The organism is Streptomyces sp. Z26, from assembly GCF_003665095.1.
Lineage (GTDB): Bacteria > Actinomycetota > Actinomycetes > Streptomycetales > Streptomycetaceae > Streptomyces > Streptomyces phytohabitans.
The window spans coordinates 2,665,375-2,684,224 of record NZ_RCHV01000002.1 but is presented as its reverse complement, the minus strand read 5'-3'; the positions used below and the strand labels follow the sequence as shown (position 1 = coordinate 2,684,224).

General features: G+C 75.4%; 17 protein-coding genes and 1 pseudogene. 11 read left to right on the top strand and 7 right to left on the bottom strand.

The window, feature by feature from the left end; all coding sequences use genetic code 11:
• Positions 1-49: 49 nt before the first annotated feature.
• Positions 50-811 carry a sulfite exporter TauE/SafE family protein gene (locus D7M15_RS11800; protein WP_121517472.1) on the bottom strand — a complete coding sequence of 254 codons (762 nt, stop codon included), beginning with the start codon at positions 809-811 and terminating at the stop codon, positions 50-52.
• A gap of 141 nt (positions 812-952) precedes the next feature.
• Here D7M15_RS11800 and D7M15_RS11795 point away from each other — a divergent pair, with 141 nt between their 5' ends.
• On the top strand, positions 953-4,336 hold the full coding sequence (locus D7M15_RS11795) for a molecular chaperone Hsp90 (protein WP_240649264.1): 3,384 nt from the start codon (positions 953-955) through the stop codon (positions 4,334-4,336).
• Positions 4,337-4,385: 49 nt separating this feature from the next.
• On the opposite strand, the gene D7M15_RS11790 is transcribed toward D7M15_RS11795, so the two are convergent.
• Positions 4,386-4,721, bottom strand: a complete 336-nt coding sequence (locus D7M15_RS11790) for a DUF2530 domain-containing protein (RefSeq protein ID WP_121517471.1) — start codon at positions 4,719-4,721, stop codon at positions 4,386-4,388.
• A gap of 185 nt (positions 4,722-4,906) precedes the next feature.
• Positions 4,907-5,131, bottom strand: a complete 225-nt coding sequence (locus D7M15_RS11785) for a hypothetical protein (protein WP_121517470.1) — start codon at positions 5,129-5,131, stop codon at positions 4,907-4,909.
• A 162-nt stretch (positions 5,132-5,293) separates the two neighbouring features.
• Here D7M15_RS11785 and D7M15_RS11780 point away from each other — a divergent pair, with 162 nt between their 5' ends.
• The 4 genes from D7M15_RS11780 (at position 5,294) to D7M15_RS11760 (ending at position 9,270) form a co-directional block, all read left to right on the top strand.
• A complete protein-coding gene (locus D7M15_RS11780) occupies positions 5,294-5,740 on the top strand; it encodes a MarR family transcriptional regulator (protein WP_121517469.1) in 447 nt (148 codons plus the stop codon).
• Positions 5,741-5,892: 152 nt separating this feature from the next.
• Complete coding sequence (locus tag D7M15_RS11775; protein WP_240649262.1) at positions 5,893-7,428, top strand: MFS transporter; 1,536 nt, start codon at positions 5,893-5,895, stop codon at positions 7,426-7,428.
• Positions 7,425-8,012 carry an RNA 2',3'-cyclic phosphodiesterase gene (thpR, locus tag D7M15_RS11770; RefSeq protein WP_121517468.1) on the top strand — a complete coding sequence of 196 codons (588 nt, stop codon included), beginning with the start codon at positions 7,425-7,427 and terminating at the stop codon, positions 8,010-8,012. Before D7M15_RS11775 ends, thpR begins: the two co-directional genes overlap by 4 nt.
• Positions 8,013-8,280: 268 nt before the next feature.
• Complete coding sequence (locus D7M15_RS11760) at positions 8,281-9,270, top strand: aldo/keto reductase (RefSeq protein ID WP_121517466.1); 990 nt, start codon at positions 8,281-8,283, stop codon at positions 9,268-9,270.
• Between the two features lie 191 nt (positions 9,271-9,461).
• Here D7M15_RS11760 and D7M15_RS11755 read toward each other — a convergent pair whose 3' ends face one another.
• Positions 9,462-9,926 carry a hypothetical protein gene (locus D7M15_RS11755; protein ID WP_121517465.1) on the bottom strand — a complete coding sequence of 155 codons (465 nt, stop codon included), beginning with the start codon at positions 9,924-9,926 and terminating at the stop codon, positions 9,462-9,464.
• Positions 9,927-10,535: 609 nt separating this feature from the next.
• Positions 10,536-11,189: pseudogene (locus D7M15_RS11750) on the bottom strand (SGNH/GDSL hydrolase family protein); the annotation flags it as partial.
• 76 nt (positions 11,190-11,265) lie between these two features.
• Here D7M15_RS11750 and D7M15_RS11745 point away from each other — a divergent pair.
• Complete coding sequence (locus D7M15_RS11745) at positions 11,266-12,489, top strand: hypothetical protein (protein WP_346428797.1); 1,224 nt, start codon at positions 11,266-11,268, stop codon at positions 12,487-12,489.
• 112 nt (positions 12,490-12,601) lie between these two features.
• Here the strand turns inward: D7M15_RS11745 and serC are convergent, their stop codons facing one another.
• On the bottom strand, positions 12,602-13,720 hold the full coding sequence (gene serC / locus D7M15_RS11740; protein ID WP_121517463.1) for a phosphoserine transaminase: 1,119 nt from the start codon (positions 13,718-13,720) through the stop codon (positions 12,602-12,604).
• 185 nt (positions 13,721-13,905) lie between these two features.
• On the bottom strand, positions 13,906-14,457 hold the full coding sequence (locus D7M15_RS11735; RefSeq protein WP_121520636.1) for an N-acetyltransferase: 552 nt from the start codon (positions 14,455-14,457) through the stop codon (positions 13,906-13,908).
• 245 nt (positions 14,458-14,702) lie between these two features.
• Here D7M15_RS11735 and D7M15_RS11730 point away from each other — a divergent pair, with 245 nt between their 5' ends.
• The 5 genes from D7M15_RS11730 (at position 14,703) to D7M15_RS11710 (ending at position 18,757) form a co-directional block, all read left to right on the top strand.
• A complete protein-coding gene (locus D7M15_RS11730; protein ID WP_240649260.1) occupies positions 14,703-15,674 on the top strand; it encodes a class I SAM-dependent methyltransferase in 972 nt (323 codons plus the stop codon).
• Positions 15,671-16,381: a GNAT family protein gene (locus D7M15_RS11725; protein WP_121517461.1), complete on the top strand. Its 711-nt coding sequence runs from the start codon at positions 15,671-15,673 to the stop codon at positions 16,379-16,381. Before D7M15_RS11730 ends, D7M15_RS11725 begins: the two co-directional genes overlap by 4 nt.
• 193 nt (positions 16,382-16,574) lie before the next feature.
• Entirely contained in the window at positions 16,575-16,976 is a 402-nt protein-coding gene (locus D7M15_RS11720) for a sel1 repeat family protein (RefSeq protein ID WP_127201741.1), read from the top strand.
• Positions 16,977-17,204: 228 nt separating this feature from the next.
• A complete protein-coding gene (locus D7M15_RS11715; RefSeq protein ID WP_121517459.1) occupies positions 17,205-17,750 on the top strand; it encodes a hypothetical protein in 546 nt (181 codons plus the stop codon).
• Between the two features lie 155 nt (positions 17,751-17,905).
• Positions 17,906-18,757, top strand: a complete 852-nt coding sequence (locus tag D7M15_RS11710) for a DUF4097 family beta strand repeat-containing protein (RefSeq protein WP_121517458.1) — start codon at positions 17,906-17,908, stop codon at positions 18,755-18,757.
• Positions 18,758-18,850 lie beyond the last annotated feature (93 nt).

Genomic DNA, 18,850 nt, shown 5'->3' with positions numbered 1-18,850 from the left:
CTCACCGACCGTCAACGCCCTTACGCGCGGCGCCGGTCGGGCCGCCCGTTCACAGCGGGAGCGAGCGGACCAGCAGCGCCGCGCCGGACAGCGACACCACCGCCAGCACCGCCGTACGCAGCCGCGCGGGCCCGAGACGGCGGGCCAGCGGCCGTCCCGCCGCGAACCCGGCGACGACGAACGGCACCAGCAGCAGCCCCGTACCCACCTGCCGCGCCGTCAGTTCGCCCGCGCCCGCCAGGGTCAGCAGCGAGATGAGCGTGCCGCCGAGGAAGAAGCCGCCGAGGGTGGCGCGTACGCGTGCGGGCGGCTGGCGCTGGTAGAGCAGCGCCAGCGGCGGCCCGGCGATCGACGTGGCCGTGCCCGTCAGCCCGGCCGCGGCGCCCACGGCGACCAGCGCGGCGGGGCTGAACCGCCGCGTCCCCTGCCCCACTTCGGCCCCGGGGCCGCCCGCCCGGCGCGTGCCGTACAGCGACGCGGCCACCGCCACCAGCACCATCGACCCGACCAGCGCGCCCAGCAGCCGCGGATCGGTCGCCGTCAGCAGCCAGGCCCCGGCCACGGCGCCCGGCAGCCGCGCGGGCAGCCCCCAGCGCAGGCCGTGCCAGTCGACGTGCCGCCACTCCGCGCGGACGGTCAGCAGCGGCAGCAGCACCGTCGTCGTCAGCAGCGTGCCGGGCATGAGCGACGGCTCCAGCACGACGAACACCGGGGCGGCCACCAGACCCAGCCCCAGCCCGACGGCGGACTGGACGGCGGAGCCGAGCAGCACGGCCGCACCGGCGAGGAGGAAGAACGTGGTTCCGGGCACGGGCAGCGAGCGTAACGGCACCCGCGCGTACGGCCGTCCGGCGGGCGGTGTGCTCCGTACCCCGGCGTCACGGTGATGCCGTACGGTCACGGAACGGACGGGCGCCCGGCGCGCCCGCGGACGAGGCGAGGAGGCGGCGGCGTGAGCGGCGGCACGGTGAGTGTGCGGGGTTCCGGAGAGGACCCGTTCGGGACCGCGCGACTGCGGCGGGGCGTGCTGGACGCGTGGACCGCCTCCCCGGCCCGCTTCCGGGAGGACGCCAACGCCGAACAGGACCTGGCGTACGGCGGTTACCGCGACCGGCTGGTCGTCGAACTGGCGCAGAACGCCGCCGACGCCGCCGCCCGCGCCGGACAGCCGGGCCGCATCCGCTTCACGCTGCGCGACGGCGTGCTGGTCGCCGCCAACACGGGCGCCGCGCTGGACGCCGTCGGCGTCGAGTCGCTGGCGACGCTCCGCGCGTCCGCGAAGCGCGACACGGACGCGGCGGGAGTGGTGGGCGACGGCGTGGTCGCGCAGGTCGGCCGGTACGGGGTGGGGTTCGCCGCGGTGCTCGCGGTGAGCGACGAGCCCGCCGTGCTGGGCCACGGGTGCGGCGTGCGCTGGTCGTTGGAGGAGGCACGCGGGCTGGCGGCGGACGCGGCGCGCGGTACGGACGCGGGCGGGGGCGCCGGTGCGGGGGCGCCGGGCGGTGGCCTCGCCGACGAGCTGCGCCGCCGCGACGGCCATGTCCCGCTGCTGCGGCTGCCGTTCGCGGCGGAGGGCACCGCCCCCGAGGGCTACGACACGGCCGTCGTGCTGCCGCTGCGCGACGCCGCCGCGGAGGAACTGGCCGCGCGCCTGCTCGCGGCCGTGGACGACGCGCTGCTGCTCACACTGCCCGGCCTGGCCGAAGTCGTCGTGGACACACCGGAGTTCGTCCGTACGCTGACGCGCGGCGTGGAACCGGCGCCCGCGGGCGGCACGTACGTCCTCGTCGAGGACGGCACCGCGCCCGCCGCGCCGGGCGCCGCCACCGCCGTACGGCGCACGCGCTGGCGCGTCACGCGGGCCAGCGGCCGGGCCGACGACGCGCTGTTCGCGGACCGGCCGCTGGAGGAGCGGGAACGCCCCTGGTGGTCGGTGACGTGGGCGGTGCCGGTCGACGCGGAGGGCGCCCCCGAACGGCCGTCCACCGCGCCCGTCGTGCACGCGCCGACGCCCACGGACGAGCCGCTGGGGCTGCCCGCGCTGCTCATCGCGTCGTTCCCGCTGGAGCCGACGCGGCGGCACGTCGCGCCGGGCCCGCTGACGGACTTCCTGGCGGCGCGGGCGGCCGAGGCGTACACGGACCTGATCGCGGGCTGGCGCCCGGTCGGCACGGGCACGCTCGACCTGGTGCGCGGGCCGCTGGGCGAGGGCGAACTCGACGGTGTGCTGCGGCGGTCGGTCCTCGACCGGCTACCCGCGGTGCCGTTCCTGCCGCGCGCGGCGGACACCGCGCCGCCGGTCGCGACGGCGGGCGCCGTACCGGACGCCGCGCCGGAGACCGTACCGGGCGCCGGGGCCGGTGACACCGAAGTGGGCCTGGACGGGGCGGAGTCGGGCGCCGCGCTGCGGCCCCGCGAGGCGGAGGTCGTCGAGGGCGCGGGCGCCGACACGGTCGTCGTCCTCTCCGAACTCTTCCCCAGCCTGCTGCCCGCCGGACTCGAACGCCGCCCGGAACTCCGCCTGCTGGACGTCCCGCGCGTTCCCCTCGGCGAGGTGGTCGACCGGCTGGCGGGCGTACGGCGGTTGCCGGGCTGGTGGTGGCGGCTGTACGACTCCCTCGCGGGCGTCGACCCCGACCGGCTCGCCGGACTGCCGGTGCCGCTGGCGGACGGCCGTACGGCGGTCGGGCCGCGGCAGGTGCTGCTGCCCGCCCCCGGGGACGGCGGTACGGCGGCCTCCGAGGCCGGTGCCGACGCCGGTGCCGACGCCTCGCGGCGGCACGGCGCCCTCGCCCGCCTCGGCCTCCGGGTGGCGCACCCGGACGCGGCCCACCCGCTGCTCGACAAGCTGGGCGCCACCCCCGCCTCGCCCCGCGCCGTGCTCACCACGCCGCAGGTGCGCGCGGCCGTCGCCGGGTCGCTGGACGCGGGCGAGATCTGGGACGAGGACGCCGACACCCCCGACGCCGACGAGCTGGCCGAGACCGTGCTGACGCTCGTCCGCGACGCGGGCCTGGAGCCCGGCGACGAGCCGTGGCTCGGCGCGCTCGCGCTCCCCGACGAGGACGGCGAACTCGCGCCCGCCGGTGAACTCGTCTTCCCCGGCAGCCCGTTCGAGCAGGTCATCCGCGAAGGCGAACTCGCCGCCTGTGACGCCGCGTTGGCCGACCGCTGGGGCGAACGCCCGCTGGCCGCCGTCGGGGTGCTCGCGGACTTCGCGCTCGTCCGCGCGACCGACGTCGTCCTCGACCCGGACGAGATCGCCGAGCCGCAGGACGGCGACTGGGCGCGGCCCGACGACACCGGCCTCCTCGACGCCGCCGACGTCTGGTGCGAGGACGTCCTGGACGGCCTCCCGTACGAGCCGTCCGTGCCGCCCGTCGCCGCCGAACTCGTCGCCGTACGGGACCTGGACCTCGTCGACGACGACTGCTGGCCGCAGGCCCTCGCGATGCTGGCCCGGCCGCCGCTGCGCGACGCCCTCACCGCGCCCGTACGGGTGCTGCTGCCGGACGGCGTGACCGAGACCGTACGCCCGTACACCGCCTGGTGGTTGCGCGGTCACCCCGTGCTGGACGGGCGGCGCCCGGCCGGGCTGCGGGCGGCCGGGGGCGACGCGCTGCTGGCCGGGCTGTACGAGGAGGCGGACGCGTCCGCGCTCACCGTCGACGGCGAGCCGGACGCGCAGGTCCTGCGGGCCCTGGGCGTACGCACCTCCGCCGCCGCCCTGTTGGACGAGCCGGGCGGCGCGGCCGAACTGCTGGGTCGCCTGGCCGACCCGGAGTTGCCCGTCACGCCGGACCAACTGCATGGCCTCTACGGTCTGTTGGCCGCCCTCGACCCCGAAGAGGTCACTCTGCCGGACGAGTTGCGGGCCGTCGTCGGCGACGAGGTGCGGGTGGTCGACGCCGCCGACGCGCTGGTGGCGGACGTCCCCGACCTGATGCCGCTGGCCGCCGGGCGCCCGCTGCTGCCCGTACGGCCCGCGCTGGCCGCCGAGTTGGCCGCGCTGCTGGACGTACGGCGCCTGGGCGCGGTCGCGGGCCGCACGGTCAGCGGGGACGCGGGTACGGAACGGGTCGTGCCCGACGCCGTACGGGTGCTGCTGCCGGGGGCGCCGACGGCGTACCTGGAGCACGAGGAACTGCTCGTCGACGGCGTCGAGTTGGACTGGCACCTGACGGGCGACGGCGTGCTGCACGCCGCCACCCTGGAGGGGGTCGCGGCCGGGCTGGCCTGGGCGGCGGGCCACTGGGGGCGCCGGTTCGAGACGGCGGCGCTGCTGGAGGACCCGACGCGTACGGACGAGCTGGCGCGGGCGCGCTGGCACGAGTGACCCGCGGGGGCGGAACGGTACGGGTCCGACCTACGGGAACGGGGGCGGGCTACGCCGGTCCGTCCCCGGGCTCCGCTCCGGGGACCGCCGCCGACCCCTCCGCCGTGTCCCCGTCCGCCGCGTCCCCGTCCGCCGCCGAGGCGGCGAGGGCGCGCTCGCGCCGCACCACGTACCAGAGGCCGAACAGTCCCAGCGCGATGCCGACCGCGCACGTGCCGAGCCACCACGTGTGGCCGTGGTCGGAGATCCAGCCGTAGAAGGGGAGCTGGACGACGAGCAGCACGCACCACACCGCCGTGCCGATCCGCACGGTGCGGACGACGTCGCCCTCCAGCGGCTCGGGGGCCACGCGCCCGCCGTCGGTCCACTTGCTGATGAGGCCCATCGAACCGGCTCCTTCGTCGGGCTGCGGGGCTGCGGGGCTGCGGGGCTGCGGGCGGTGTCCGGGCCGGGTCGCGGCTCGCGTCCTCCACCCAGCCTATCGATCCCCGCCACCCCGACGGTCTCGGGCCTGGAGGCACCGGTCCCGGGAAGGGCCGAAAGCCCGCGAAGTCCCGGGGCCCGGCGGTGTCAGGTCCGCCGGGCCGAGGGCGGCGGTGTGGCGTGCGGCGGCGCGTCCGCCCCGTAGAACCGTTCCGTCTCCTCGACGGCGGTGTGGAACCGTTCGTCGAAGTCGTCCCTGACGAGCGTCCGGACCACGTAGTCCTGGACACTCATGCCGCGTTTGGCGGCGTGGCCGTGGAGCCGGTCGAGCAGCTCGCTGTCCACGCGCAGGCTGAGCACCGTAGATGTCATGCACCCACCGTCCCCGCCGATCCGGGAGCGCCGGGGTGCTTTTCTGTGCGACCTCACCCGAAGGTGTGACGCGGGGTTTGGGCCGCCGGGCGGCGCTCCGGGGGGAACGGGGCTGCTCACCGGGGGTGGTTGTTAGCCGGGGTAATGAGTTACGCTAAACAAATGCCGGAACCGACCGCAGGCGCCCCTGGCGACGACGACGCCGCCGTGAACTCGCTCCGCACCGCCGTGATGCGTCTCTCCAGACGCCTCCGGCACCAGCGGGTCGACGAGTCGCTGAGCCCCACCGAGATGTCGGTGCTCGGCACCCTGGCCCGCTGCGGCTCGGCCACCCCCAGCGAGCTGGCCCGCAAGGAACACGTACAGCCGCCGTCGATGACCCGCATCGTCGCGATGCTGGAGGCCAAGGGCCTCGTACGCCTCGGGCCGCACCCCGACGACCGCCGTCAGAAGGTGGTCACCCAGACCGAACGCGCCGAGTCCATGCTCGCCGCGAGCCGCACCAAGCGGAACGCCTGGCTCGCGGAGCTGGCCGGGCAGCTGGACGACGACGAGTGGGCGAAGCTGCGCGACGCGGCGCCCGTACTGGAGAAGCTCGCGCACCTGTGAGCCCGCGGGCGGGCGTACCCCCGCACCCCGGGCCCGCACCCGCACCCACCCACGTACCCGAGGCCCCGCACCGAGGAGGACGTACGAGAAGGCACCACCGCGCACGGCACCGTACGAGGACGAGCACCGCAGCAGAAGGAGGCGAAGCGCCGTTGAGTCCGGGCCACGGAGAGGACTCCGCACCCGCACCCGTACCCGCACCCCGTGACCGTACGGGCGCACCGCCGCCCGGCGCCCCGGCCGACCCGTCGGACACCGGCGGCACGAGCGACGGCGGTACGAGCGACGCCGGTGCCGGTGGGCCGGACGCCCCGGCCGCCACCCGCACCTCGATGTTCAGCTCCCTGCGCATCCGGAACTACCGGATCTTCGCCCTCGGCCAGGCCGTGTCCAACACCGGCACCTGGATGCAGCGCATCGCCCAGGACTGGCTGGTCCTCAGCCTCACCGGCTCCGCCACCGCCGTCGGCGTCACGACCGCGCTCCAGTTCCTGCCGATGCTGCTGTTCGGCCTGTGGGGCGGCGTCATCGCCGACCGGTGCGCCAAGCGGAAGGTGCTGCTCGTCACCCAGTCCGCCATGGGCCTCACCGGGCTCGTACTGGCGGCGCTTACCCTCAGCGGCCACGTGCACGTCACCCACGTCTACGTGCTCGCCTTCGCCCTCGGCCTCGCCACCGTCGTCGACAACCCGACGCGGCAGACGTTCGTCGCGGAGCTGGTCGGCCCCGACCAGCTGCGCAACGCCGTCTCCCTCAACTCCGCCAACTTCCAGAGCGCCCGCCTCGTCGGCCCCGCCGTCGCCGGTGTCCTCATCACCGCCGTGGGCAGCGGCTGGGCGTTCCTGCTGAACGGGCTGTCGTTCCTGGCGCCGCTCGCCGGGCTGCTGCTGATGCGTACGGACGAGATGCACCCGACGGAACGGGCACCCCGTACGAAGGGCCAGCTGCGCGAGGGTCTGAGCTACGTGCGGACGCACCCCGAGCTGCTGTGGCCCATCGTCCTCGTCGGCTTCGTCGGCACGTTCGGCTACAACTTCCCGATCTGGCTCACCGCGTTCACCGACCGGGTCTTCGACTCGGGCGCGGGGACGTACGGGCTGCTCAACACGTTGATGGCGGTCGGCTCCGTCACCGGCGCGCTGCTCGCCGCGCGGCGCTCGTCGTCCAGCATGCGGCTGATGGTCGGCGCGGCGGTGCTGTTCGGGCTGCTGCTGGGGCTGGCGGCGGTCACGCCGTGGTTCTGGCTGTTCGCGGCGCTGATGCTGCCCGCGGGCGCGATGGGGCTCACGTTCAACGTCACGGCGAACGCCAGCGTGCAGCTCGCCTCCGATCCGGTGATGCGGGGGCGGGTGATGAGCCTCTACATGATGGTGTTCGTCGGCGGCACCCCCATCGGCGGCCCGCTCATGGGCTGGATCACCGACTCGTACGGCCCGCGCGCCGGGCTGCTGGCGGGCGCGTTCATCTCGGCGGCGGTCGCGGTGGCGGTGGGCTTCGCGCTGGCGCGGGCGAGCGGGCTGCGGGTACGCGTACGGGTCGGGCGCGGGCCCGGCGGTGGCCGGGGCGTGGTGTTCGAGCCGCGCGAGGCGCCGGAGGCCGCCGGTACGGACGCGGTGGAGACGGACGAGGTGGCGACGGACGCGGGGCCGGGCCGGGAGCGGCGTACGGCGGGCAGGTTGTCCGCGTGAGGCTCTTCGCCGCCCTGCTGCCCCCGCCCGCCGCAGTCGCCGAACTCGCCGCCGCCCTCGACGCGCTCCCCGCCCCGCCCGGCGCGGACCGGCCCCGCTGGACGCACCGCGCGGACTGGCACGTCACCCTCGCCTTCTACGGCGAGGTGCCCGCGCCCGTACGCCCCGCGCTGGAACGCCGCCTCGCCCGCGCCGCCGCGGACGCCCGCCCGCCCACGGTGCGCGTCGCCGGGGCGGGCCGCTTCGGGGAGCGCGTGCTGTGGGCGGGCGTCGCCACCGGGGACGGGCGGCTGGCGGAGCTGGCGGCGGCGGCCTCGGCGGTCGGCCGGGAGAGCGGACTCCCCATGGACGACCGCCCGTTCCGCGCGCACCTCACGCTGGCGCGGAGCACGCCCGGCGGTACGGGAGGTGCCAGAGGTACGGGAGGTGTCGCGCCGTACGTGGACGCGCTGGCCGCCTTCCGTGGCACGCCCTGGACGGCCGGGGAGCTGGCGCTCGTCCGCAGCCTCCCCGTGGACGGGGGCGACGTGCCTGGTGGGCGGCCCCGTTACCGTACGGCGGCGGCCTGGCGGCTGGGCGGCTGAGCACCCCGGTTACGGTGGGGGCGTGAATGCGAAGACCCGAATCCGGATCGTCAGCGGCGCGCTCGTCATGCTGTTCCTCGTGGTGGCCGTCGCCGCCGCCTTCGGCGGCTGACCCCGCGCCGCCCCCGTCCGACGAGCCCACCCTCGGCCCGTACGGTCCGGCCCGCCGCGCCCGTACGCGTGCCCGCCCGGCCCCACGAGGACGACCCCCGGCCGCGCCGCCCGATGCCCTTGCCTGGAGCACGCTCGAAGGCGTTGGCTTGCCGACATGGAGTACACGCAGCTCGGACGCACCGGACTCAAGGTCAGCCGACTCGTTCTCGGCACGATGAACTTCGGTCCGCAGACAGACGAACCCACCAGCCACGGCATCATGGACGCCGCCCACGACGCCGGGCTGAACTTCTTCGACACGGCGAACGTCTACGGCTGGGGTGAGAACAAGGGCCGCACCGAGGAGATCGTCGGCTCCTGGTTCGCCCAGGGCGGCGGGCGGCGCGACCGGACGGTCCTCGCCACCAAGGTGTACGGGAACATGGCGGGCGACGGCGAGGTCTGGCCCAACCACGACAAGCTCTCCGCCGTGAACATCCGCCGGGCCGTGGACGCCTCCCTCCAGCGGCTCCGGACCGACTACATCGACGTGTACCAGTTCCACCACATCGACCGGTCCACGCCGTTCGAGGAGATCTGGCAGGCGATCGACGTACTGGTCCGGCAGGGCAAGATCCTCTACGCCGGTTCGTCCAACTTCCCCGGCTACAAGATCGCCCAGGCCAACGAACTGGCCGCCCGGCACGGCCGCGTGGGCCTGGTCAGCGAGCAGTGCCTCTACAACCTCGCGGAGCGCCGCGCCGAGATGGAGGTCGTCCCTGCGGCGCGGGACTACGGCCTCGGTGTCATCCCCTGGTCCCCGCTGCACGGCGGGCTGCTCGGCGGCGTCCTCAAGAAGGAGGCCACGCGGGGGCGCCGGGCGAGCGGCCGCGCCGCCGACGCGCTCGACGACCCCGGGACGCGCGAGAAGATCCAGTCGTACGAGAACCTCCTCGACGACCACGGCCTGGAGCCCGGCGAAGCGGCGCTCGCCTGGCTGCTGACCCGGCCCGGCGTCACCGGCCCGATCGTCGGCCCCCGTACGCGGGAGCAGCTGGACTCGGCGTTGCGCGCCCTCGAACTGGAGCTGGGCGAGGAGCTGTTGACGGGTCTGGACGAGATCTTCCCCGGCCCCGGTCCGTCCCCCGAGGCGTTCGCCTGGTGAGGTGACCCGTCCGCGACGAGCGGAGGCGGGCGCGGGGCGGGGGCGGTGCGATGCCACCGGCCGGATGGCACCGCGCCGACCGCCCCCGTACGCGCACGCCGTACGGGCGCCGGTGCGGCCGCGGTCGCGGGCACCCGGTCGGTGCCGGGTGCCCGCGCCGTCAGCCGTGTGCGGGGCGGTCGTGCGTCAGGTCAGAAGGTGAACGGACCCGGGTCCTGCGCCGACGTGCCGGTGCAGTTCACCGTGAGGCCCAGCACCTTGATGGTGGCGGACTTGGCCTCCAGCGAGTCGCCCGCGGCGACGGTGCCGGCCAGCGGACCGGAGTTCACGTCGTCGCCGGAGTTGAGGGCGGGGTTGGCGTTGCCGCTGAACGTGACCTCGCTGCCGTCCGCCTTGGCGAGGGTCAGGGTCGTCTCGACCGAGTTCGCCGGGATGGCGATCGGCACCTTCACCGCGGAGGAGGAGAGGGTGATGGTCGCCGCCGTGCCGTCCTGCGTGGCCTCCAGCTTGACCTCGCCGGAGCCGATGCTCCCGCAGTCCGCCTGGATGGTGGCGGTGGTGGGGTCGACGGCCGAGGCCGAGGGTGCCAGGACAAACGCGCCCAGGGCGAGGGCCGCCGCGCCTGCCGTACCGATTCCGATGATGTTCCGCTTCATTCCGACTGCCTTCCGGTCGTTGGGGGACTTTCCGGGCCGCCGCGTCCGGGGACGCGGCGCTGGGGGGTGCAGTGGTGACGCGAGTGCGGGGTGCCGCGCGCGGTACGGGTGTCGCGTGTGACGCAGGTGGTACGGGTGTTGCCAGGTGGTACGGGTGTTGCGGGGCGGTACGTGTGCCGCGTGCGGTGCCGCACCGTGCCGGCGTGCCGGGGAGCCGTGGTGACCACGGGTCCGTACCCCCGTACGGGCCGCGCGCACTGACGGGCCGTCATGCCGACGGTGAACATTGAGGCCCGGGGCACGGCAGAAAACAAGGGAGCCTCCGGTGTTTTCTTTGGCCAACACCCGCTCCCCGCGCGGAAGTTGTCAGCCGCGAGAGTCGAACCCCCGCGCGCGGCGCCGCCGTTCGGGCGCGTCTGTGCGTTCCGGCCCGCCGGATTTCCCGCCGGGCGCCGCCCGGCGACCCCGCCGCGCGCCCCGCCCGCCCCGCTCGCGCCCGTCCGTCCGCCGCCCGCGCCCGTACGCCTCCGGCCCCGCGCCGTACGGGTCGCCGCCCGACCCGCCGCCGTACGTCCCGCCGCCGTACGTGCCCGCGCCGTACGGCTCCCGGTACGGTCCGCCCACGCCCCACCCCTGGTGCAGCGCGTCCGCGAACGCCGCCGCCATCCGGTGCTCGCCCTCGGCGGACGGGTGCGTGCCGTCGTACGTGTCGCGGTCCGGCGTCCAGTCCGCGGGCGACGACGCCAGCAGCAGCGGGGCGCCCGGCGTGGACAGGTCCGCGACGGTCTTCGCCAACTGCTCGTTGAACTCCTCGCGCGTCGCCGCGAACGAACCGTCCGTCAGGGCACGGATGTTGGGCGCGACGGGCAGCAGCACCGCGCGTACCCGCGGGTTGGCGGCGCGCGCCTCGGCGAGGAAGCGGCGGACGTTCGCGGTGGTCTGCGGCACGTCCGTGTAGAAACCCAGGTCGATCAGGCCGAGGGAGACCAGCAGCGTGTCCGCCTTGGCGCGGCGCACCGCGTCCCCGACGAGCGGCGCCAGATGCAGCCACCCCTCGCCCCAGCCCGCGAGATGGCGCCGGGCGTGCCCGGGGAAGTCGGGGTCGGCGTAGGCGACGGAGCCCTCGTGCAGTTCGGTGCGGGGGCCGACGATGCGGTACGGGCCGCCGTGCGTCGCGTTGAGGTGCTGCCACATCCGGTAGCGCCAGGTGAGGTCGCCCGCGCTGCCGACGGTCATCGAGTCACCGACGAACATGATGCGCATCGGGCCATCCTCCCGGAACGGAGGACGGCCGGCGACATGATGCCGGTCACCCGGCCCGGGATGGCAGGCTTGCGGCATGCGCGCACCTTCCTTCCGGGCCGGCCCTCCCCGGGCCGGTTCCCTCCGGGCCCGCGTTCCGGGCGGCCCGTACGGCGACCGGCACAGACGTCCGCACGACCCGCGAGCCGCCGCGTACGGCCCGGCCCCGTCCGGCGGCCCGTACGGCCCCGGCGCCGCCGACTCCCGTACGCCGTACGCCCGTTCCGCCCCGGCGGAGCCGCGCGGCGGGCGCCGCGCGCGGCGGGCCGCCGCCCTTGCGGGCGCGCTGGCCGCACTGGGGCTGCTGGGGGTCGCCGCCGCCGGGCCGGCACTGGCCGACGGACCCGACGACTTCACCATCGAGGACCCGCGGATCACCGAGTCCAGCGGCCTGGCCGCCAGCCGCGCGCACCCCGGCGTGTACTGGACGCACAACGACAGCGAGGACGGCCCGTACGTCTACGCCGTGGACAGCCGCTCCGGGAAGACCGTCGCGACCGTCTCGCTGCGCGGCATCATGCCGCGCGACGTGGAGGGCATCTCCCTCGGCCCGGACGGCGACCTGTACGTGGGCGACATCGGGGACAACCTCGGCGGACGCTGGAGCGAGGTGTGGATCTACCGCTTCCCCGAGCCGAAGAAGCTCCGCGACACCACGCTGACCCCCACCCGCTACACGGTGCGCTACGCCGACGGGCCGCGCGACGCCGAGTCGTTGATGGTGCACCCGAAGACCGGCCGGGTGTACGTCGCGAGCAAGAACCGGGAGGGCAAGGGCGGCGTCTACGCGGGCCCGGAGAAGCTGAGCACGTTCGGGGTGAACACCTTCCGCCGGGTCGGCGACACCGAGATATGGGCCACCGACGGCGCGTTCTCCCCGGACGGCACCCGGCTGATCCTGCGCACCTACATGGGCGCGGAGATGTACCGCTGGACCGCCGAGGGGCGCCCGAAGCCGATCGACACGGTACGGGTGCCGATGCAACGGCAGGGCGAGTCCGTCACGTTCACGCTCGACGGGCGGTACCTGATGTTCGGCTCGGAGGGCGAGGCCAGCGACGTCGAGCCGGTCGAGCTGGAGGACGAGGTCCTCTCGGAGCAGGCCGCCAAGGCCAAGGCGGCCGACGAGAAGCGCGGCGGCGGCGACGCGGACGGCGAGTCCGCCGGGGACAACGGGGACCTGGCCGTCGGCGCGGCCACCCTGGCGGCGGCGTACCTGGCGTGGACGGGCCTGCGGCGCCTCTTCGGGCGCCGGGACTGACGGCGCGCGGGTCCCTCCCGTACGCGCGGCGGCGCGCGTACCGACCGGGTGCGCCCCGGCCCGTACGCGCGCCGCGTCGTCGTCGCTCCAGCGGCTACCGCCGCTACCGCCGCTACAGGCGCTCGACGACGTGGTCGACGCACACGGTCAGCGCCTCCACGTCGGCGGGCTCCACGGCCGGGAACATCGCCACGCGCAGCTGGTTGCGCCCCAGCTTGCGGTACGGGTCGGTGTCCACGACGCCGTTCGCGCGCAGCGCCTTCGCGACGGCGGCCGCGTCCACGCTGTCGTCGAAGTCGATGGTCCCGACGACCTGCGAGCGCTGCGCCGGGTCCGTGACGAAGGGCGTCGCGTGCTTCGAGCCCTCGGCCCAGCCGTACAGCCGCCCCGCCGAGTCGGCGGTGCGCGCGACGGCCCAGTCCAGGCCGCCCTGCCCGTTGAGCCAGTCCAGCTGCTCGGCGAGCAGGAAGAACGTGGCGAGGGCGGGGGTGTTGTACGTCTGGTTCTTGCGGGAGTTGTCGATCGCCGTGTGCAGGTTGAAGAACTCCGGGACGTGCCGGTCCGACGCGGCGAGGCGCTCGGCGCGCTCGATCGCGGCGGGGGAGAACACGGCGATCCACAGGCCGCCGTCGGCGGCGAACGACTTCTGCGGCGCGAAGTAGTAGACGTCGGTCTCCGCGATGTCCACGGGCAGGCCGCCCGCGCCGGACGTCGCGTCCACCAGCACCAGCGCGCCGTCGTCGGCCCCCGCCACGCGGCGGACCGGCGCCGCGACGCCGGTGGAGGTCTCGTTGTGGGTGAGCGCGTACACGTCGACACCCGCCTCCGCGCGGGCGTCGGGGTGCGTGCCCGGCTCGGACTGGATCACGGAGGGCTCGTCGAGCCACGGGGCGAGCTTGGCGGCCTTGGCGAACTTGGACGAGAACTCACCGAACGACAGGTGCTGCGACCGCTGCTCGATCAGGCCGTGCGTCGCGATGTCCCAGAAGGCGGTGGTGCCGCCGTTGCCGAGGACGACCTCGTAGCCGTCGGGCAGGGAGAACAGCGAGGAGACGCCCTCGCGCACCCGGCCCACCAGGTTCTTCACCGGGGCCTGCCGGTGGGAGGTGCCGAGGAGTGACGTACCGGTGGCGGCGAGGGCGTTCAACGCCTCCGTGCGCACCTTGGAGGGACCCGAGCCGAACCGACCGTCGGCGGGCTTGATGTCAGCGGGAATCTCGATATCAGCCACGCGGCGCAGCCTAGTGCGTCGCGGCCCGCCGGCCCGACGCGGTCCGTACCGCGAGACGGATCACCGCAGCACAGAGGGTGGTGCGAGGGGCGGGTGGGGGGAGTGCGGCGGGCGTGGCGGCGTACGGGACGGTGTGCGCGCGGCGTACGGCGGGGGCGTGCGCGGGGTGCCCCGTCCCCGTCCGGTCACAGCGCGCGGAACGGCTCCGCGTACGCGAACGTGCCGCGCGTGCCCGGTTCGTACGCGCTCAGGGCGCGCACCTGGAAGTACGCGCCCCAGGCCGCCTCCGGCGGCTCGATGCCGTACGCGGTGGCGGGGCGGAAGCCGTACCGGCCGTAGTACGCGGGGCTGCCGAGGAGCGCGACGAGCGGTTCCCCGAGCGCGTCGGCGGCGCCGAGCACCGTGTGCACGAGCGCGTGGCCCACGCCGCGCCGCTGCTGGTCGGGGCGGACGCTGAGGGGGCCGAGACCCAGCGCGGGGACGCCGTCGACATGGCCCCGGGTGCACACGACGTGGCCGAGCACCTCGTCCTCCGGGCCGCCGTCCACGGGCGGTTCGGTGCCTTCCGGCGCCCGCGCCGCGACCAGGGAGAGGGCGGGCAGCCAGTCGGGGCAGTCGCGCAGCGCGTCGAGGAGGGTGACCTCGACGGGCACCGACCCGTCGGGTACGGCGAAGGCGGCGGCCGTCACGGCGGTCACGGCGGGGCGGTCGGCGGGCGTCTCGCGTCTGATCAGCACCGGCACAGTGTCCGTACGCCGCCCGGCGCGCGCAACGGGATTCGCCCGGCGGCGCACGGGAGTCCAGCCGGGCGCGGGAGCGGGGGGAGGGCGCGTCGGGCGGGCGTACGGGTGTGCCCCACGTAGGCGGTACGTGTCCGCGAACGGGCCGTACCGGAACGACAAGTGGCCCGGACGAGTGGCGTTCGTCCCCGGTGGAGTGACGCGCGTTGTGCCGGGATCGCCGTCGTTGCCACTCTCGCCCGATGGATTCCATGGACGTGGACGTACGGGAGCGGGGCGCGGACACCGCCCTCACGGGCGTGGCCGAGACGACGTTGTGGACGCTGTACCACCGTGTGCTCGACGCCCGCGATCCCCGCTCCGCGCTGCACGATCCGAAGGCCGTGGAGCTGCTCGACGCGCTGGACCACCCCTTCGAGGACCGCTTCGGCGACGGGAGTTGGGGCCAGGCGCAGGGAGCGGGGCTGCGCGCCCTCACGTACGACGACGAGGTGCGCCGCTTCCTCGCGCGGCACCCGGAGGGCACGGTGGTGGCGCTCGGCGAGGGCCTGGAGACGCAGTTCTGGCGGGTGGACAACGGCCGGGTGCGCTGGCTCAGCGTCGACCTGCCCGAAGTCGCCGCGCTCCGGCGGCGGTTGCTGCCGGACACCGACCGTCGGCGGACGCTCGCCCGCTCGGCCGTCGACCCGCGCTGGATGGACGAGGTGGACGCCTCGCGCGGCGTACTGGTCACGGCGCAGGGGGTGTTGATGTACCTCCGCCCGGACGAGGCGTACGGCCTGGTGGCGGAGTGCGCGGCCCGATTCCCCGGCGCCGCGCTGGTCTTCGACGCGCCGCCGAGCTGGGTCACCGACCGTACGGTGCGCGGCAGTTGGCGCTACCCGGCGGGCTACCGGCCGCCGCCCATGCCGTGGGGCATGGACGCGGTGGAGGAGCGGAAGCTCCGCGCCGTGCACCCGAACGTGGCCGGGGTGCGGAGCGTGGACGCGGCGCGCGGGCGCGGCCTCGTGTGCGGCGTGCTGCTGCCGCTGCTGTCCCGGCTGCCGGGGCTGCGGGCGCGCAGGCCGCTGTGGATCACGCGGGTGGAGTTCGGCCCGGCGGGCGGCGACACGGGTGAGCCGGGGGCGGGTGCCGCCGCGGGCGCCGGAGACAGCGGGACCAGCGGGGCCGGGGACAGCGCGGTTCCGGAACACGTCGAGGGAGAGCAGCGATGAGCGTGACCCAGCGGGTACGGACGGTCGGCGCGGCGGAGAACGCCGGGGCCGGAACGGGCGCCGGGGCGACGGCCGCCCCCCGCCCCGTCTTCGTGGACGGGACGGAGCTGCGGCTGCGGGAGTTCGCGCCGCGCGACGTGGACGGGGTGCTGGCCATCTTCGGGGACCCGCTCACCACGCGGCAGTTCGGGATGCGGCCCTTCACCCGTCGCGACGCCGCGGCCCTGGTGGAGCAGGCCGTCACCGCCGCCCGCCAACGGCCGCGCACCCTCTACCGGTTGGCGGTCAGCAGCATCCGTACGGGCGAACTCCTCGGCTCCGTCAAGCTGATCGTGGAGGAGTCGCCCGAGGGCGAGATCGTCACGACCGGGTACCGCAGCGCCGAGGTCGGCTGCGCGCTCCGCTCGGACCTGACCAACAAGGGCCTGAGCCTGGAGGTCGGCCACCTGCTCGCGGTCCTCGGCTTCGAACGCCTCGGCCTGCACCGCATCTGGACCGGCTTCCTCCCGTCGAACGTCGCCGCGCAGCGCGCCGCCGACAAGTCGGGCATGACGCGGGAGGGTGTGCTGCGCGACTACTGCCACGCGGACGGTGTCTGGCACGATCTCGTCCTCTACTCGATCCTGGAGACCGACTGGCAGCCCGCCCCGGCGCAGCCCGCGACGGTCGTCCCGCTCGCCCGCTCGGTGGCCCCGACCCCCTCCTGACCCGTACCGGGGGGCGCACGGGGGCGTGCGCCGGCGCCCGTACGCGCATACGGGGCGGTGTGCGAGGCGCGTACGCGTGTACGGCGCCCTAATCGGCCATGTCCCCGGCGAACGCGCCAAGTTGGCTCAGACCGGACTGCTCGCCGTCCGTCCGCCGCCCGCACAATGGTGCTCCGGGACAGAGGGGGGCAACATGGGATTTTGGCCGCAACAGGGCAGACGCCCTCATGTCGTACGGGTACCGGCCACGCCGGAGGCGGCGCTGTCGCGGCTCGTGCGCGCGGCGTACGACGACGGGCATCCGATCTCCATGCAGGACGCGGCCCGCGCCGCCGAGTCGGGGTCGGTGCAGGGCATGGTGGTGTACGGCATCGGGCTGGGGAACGTCGGGCGCGACGCCGAGGCCGAGGGCTGGCTCCGCAGGTCGGTGAGCCACGGCGACCCGATGGGGTCGGTGGCGCTCGGCACGATGTACCTGGACCGGGGGGACCTCGACGAGGCCGAGAGCCTGATACGCCCCGTCGCGGAGAGCGGCGACGAGGGCGCCCGGGAGGCGCTGACCGAGATCGAGGAGCGCCGCGCCCGCCGCCGGTAACGCCCGCCGCTAGCGCCACGGCGACACCGTGGCACCGAATGGCATCAGGTGGCACCACGTGGTGTCACCTGAAGGTGTCACCGGGGGGCGGTGGCCCTGGTGGCGCCAGTGGGGCCCGATGGATTTTCCGGACGTTCTCGCAGCTCAGAGCCGTGCTCGCGGAATCCTTCCGTGCTCGTCCTCCGAGCGCGCTTGCACTTGGCGCCATTGTGGTGCCACTATGGCGTCATGGACCTCACGCCGTATGTCGACAACCTCCGCCGCGAGCTGGCGGTGGCCGCCGAGGCCGGTGGCGACGAAGCCCGCGAGCTGGCCGAGCGGCTGACCGCGCCGCTGGAGTCGGCGACCCGGCTGGCGATGCTCCAGGTGCTCTCCGCCGCGATGGACGAGATCACCGTGGACCTCGCGCCGGGTTCCGTCGACGTACGGCTGCGCGGCCTCGACCCCGACTTCGTGGTGACGCGGCCCGCCGCCGACGAGGCGCCCGCCGGACACGAGTCCGTCGGTCAACTCCCGCCCGGCGCACCCCCGTTGACTCCCGCGCCCGCCGCCGACGGCGACGAGGGCGGCACCGCCCGGGTGAACCTGCGGCTGCCCGCCCACCTCAAGGCGCGCGCCGAGGAGGCCGCGGGCCGCGAGGGCCTGTCGGTCAACGCCTGGCTCGTACGGGCGGTCTCGGCCGCGGTCGACGGCGGCGGGGCCCAGACCCGTACGGGTGAGCGGTCCCGCGGTCACCGCACGGTCGGCCAGAGCTTCACGGGGTGGGTCCGCTAGCGGACCCGGCCCACCCGCGCGGCACCGGACCGACCGTGCCGCCGCCCCCGACACCCGAACGGCCCGACGCACCAACACCGCACCGTTCAGCGCCACTTGCGCACCCGTCCCCCACCAGCGGGGACGTCACCGAGACCCAGGAGGACGGGACCACCATGCCTTCTTACGACACGCCCGAAGCCATCTCCCTCACCGCCCACGTGGAGGCGGGCTCCCTCCGGCTGGTCGCCGCCGACCGCCCCGACACGGCCGTCGAGGTGCTGCCCCGCGACCCGAAGAAGGACCTGGACGTACGGGCGGCCGAGCAGACCGAAGTGCGGTACGAGAAGGGGGTGTTGACCCTCCGGACGCCCAAGCAGCGCTACCTCGTCGGCCGTACCGGCACCGTGGACGTCACCGTCGAACTGCCCGCCGGGTCGCGGGTGGAGGCCACCGGCTCCTGGACCCAGGTCCACGGCGAGGGGCGGCTCGGGGAGGTCCGGGTGAAGACCTCGTCGGGTGACGTACGCCTCGACACCACCGGTCCGCTGCGTCTGACGGCCTCGCACGGCAGCATCACCGTGGAACGCGTCGAGGGCGCCGCCGAGATCACCATCAGCTCCGGCAGTCTGCGCCTCGGCAGCGCGGACGGCCCGGTCGTGCTCAAGAACTCGCACGGCACCACGACCGTCGGCGCCGCCCCCGCCGGACTGCGGGCCCGGGGAGCCAACGGGGACATCCTCGTCGGCCGCGCCGCGGGCACCGTCGCCCTCACCACGGCCCACGGGGCGCTGCGGGTGGAGGAGGTAGCGGCCGGGGACGTGTCGCTGGAGACCTCGTTCGGCGCCATCGAGGTCGGTGTCCGGGAGGGCACGGCCGCCTGGGTCGACGCCAGTTCGCGGTCCGGGCAGGTGCTCAACGCGCTCGGCGCCGCCGACGGGCCGGGCGACGCGGAGGAGACCGTCGAGGTCCGGGCCCGTACGCGCTTCGGCACCATCGAGATCCGCCGCGCCCGCGCCCGCGCCTGACCCGCCCGCGCCGCCCCGCCCCGTACGCCACCCACCCCGAACGACCTGCCCGTACGCCGCACCCGTACGACGTGCCCCCGCGCGCCGTGCCGC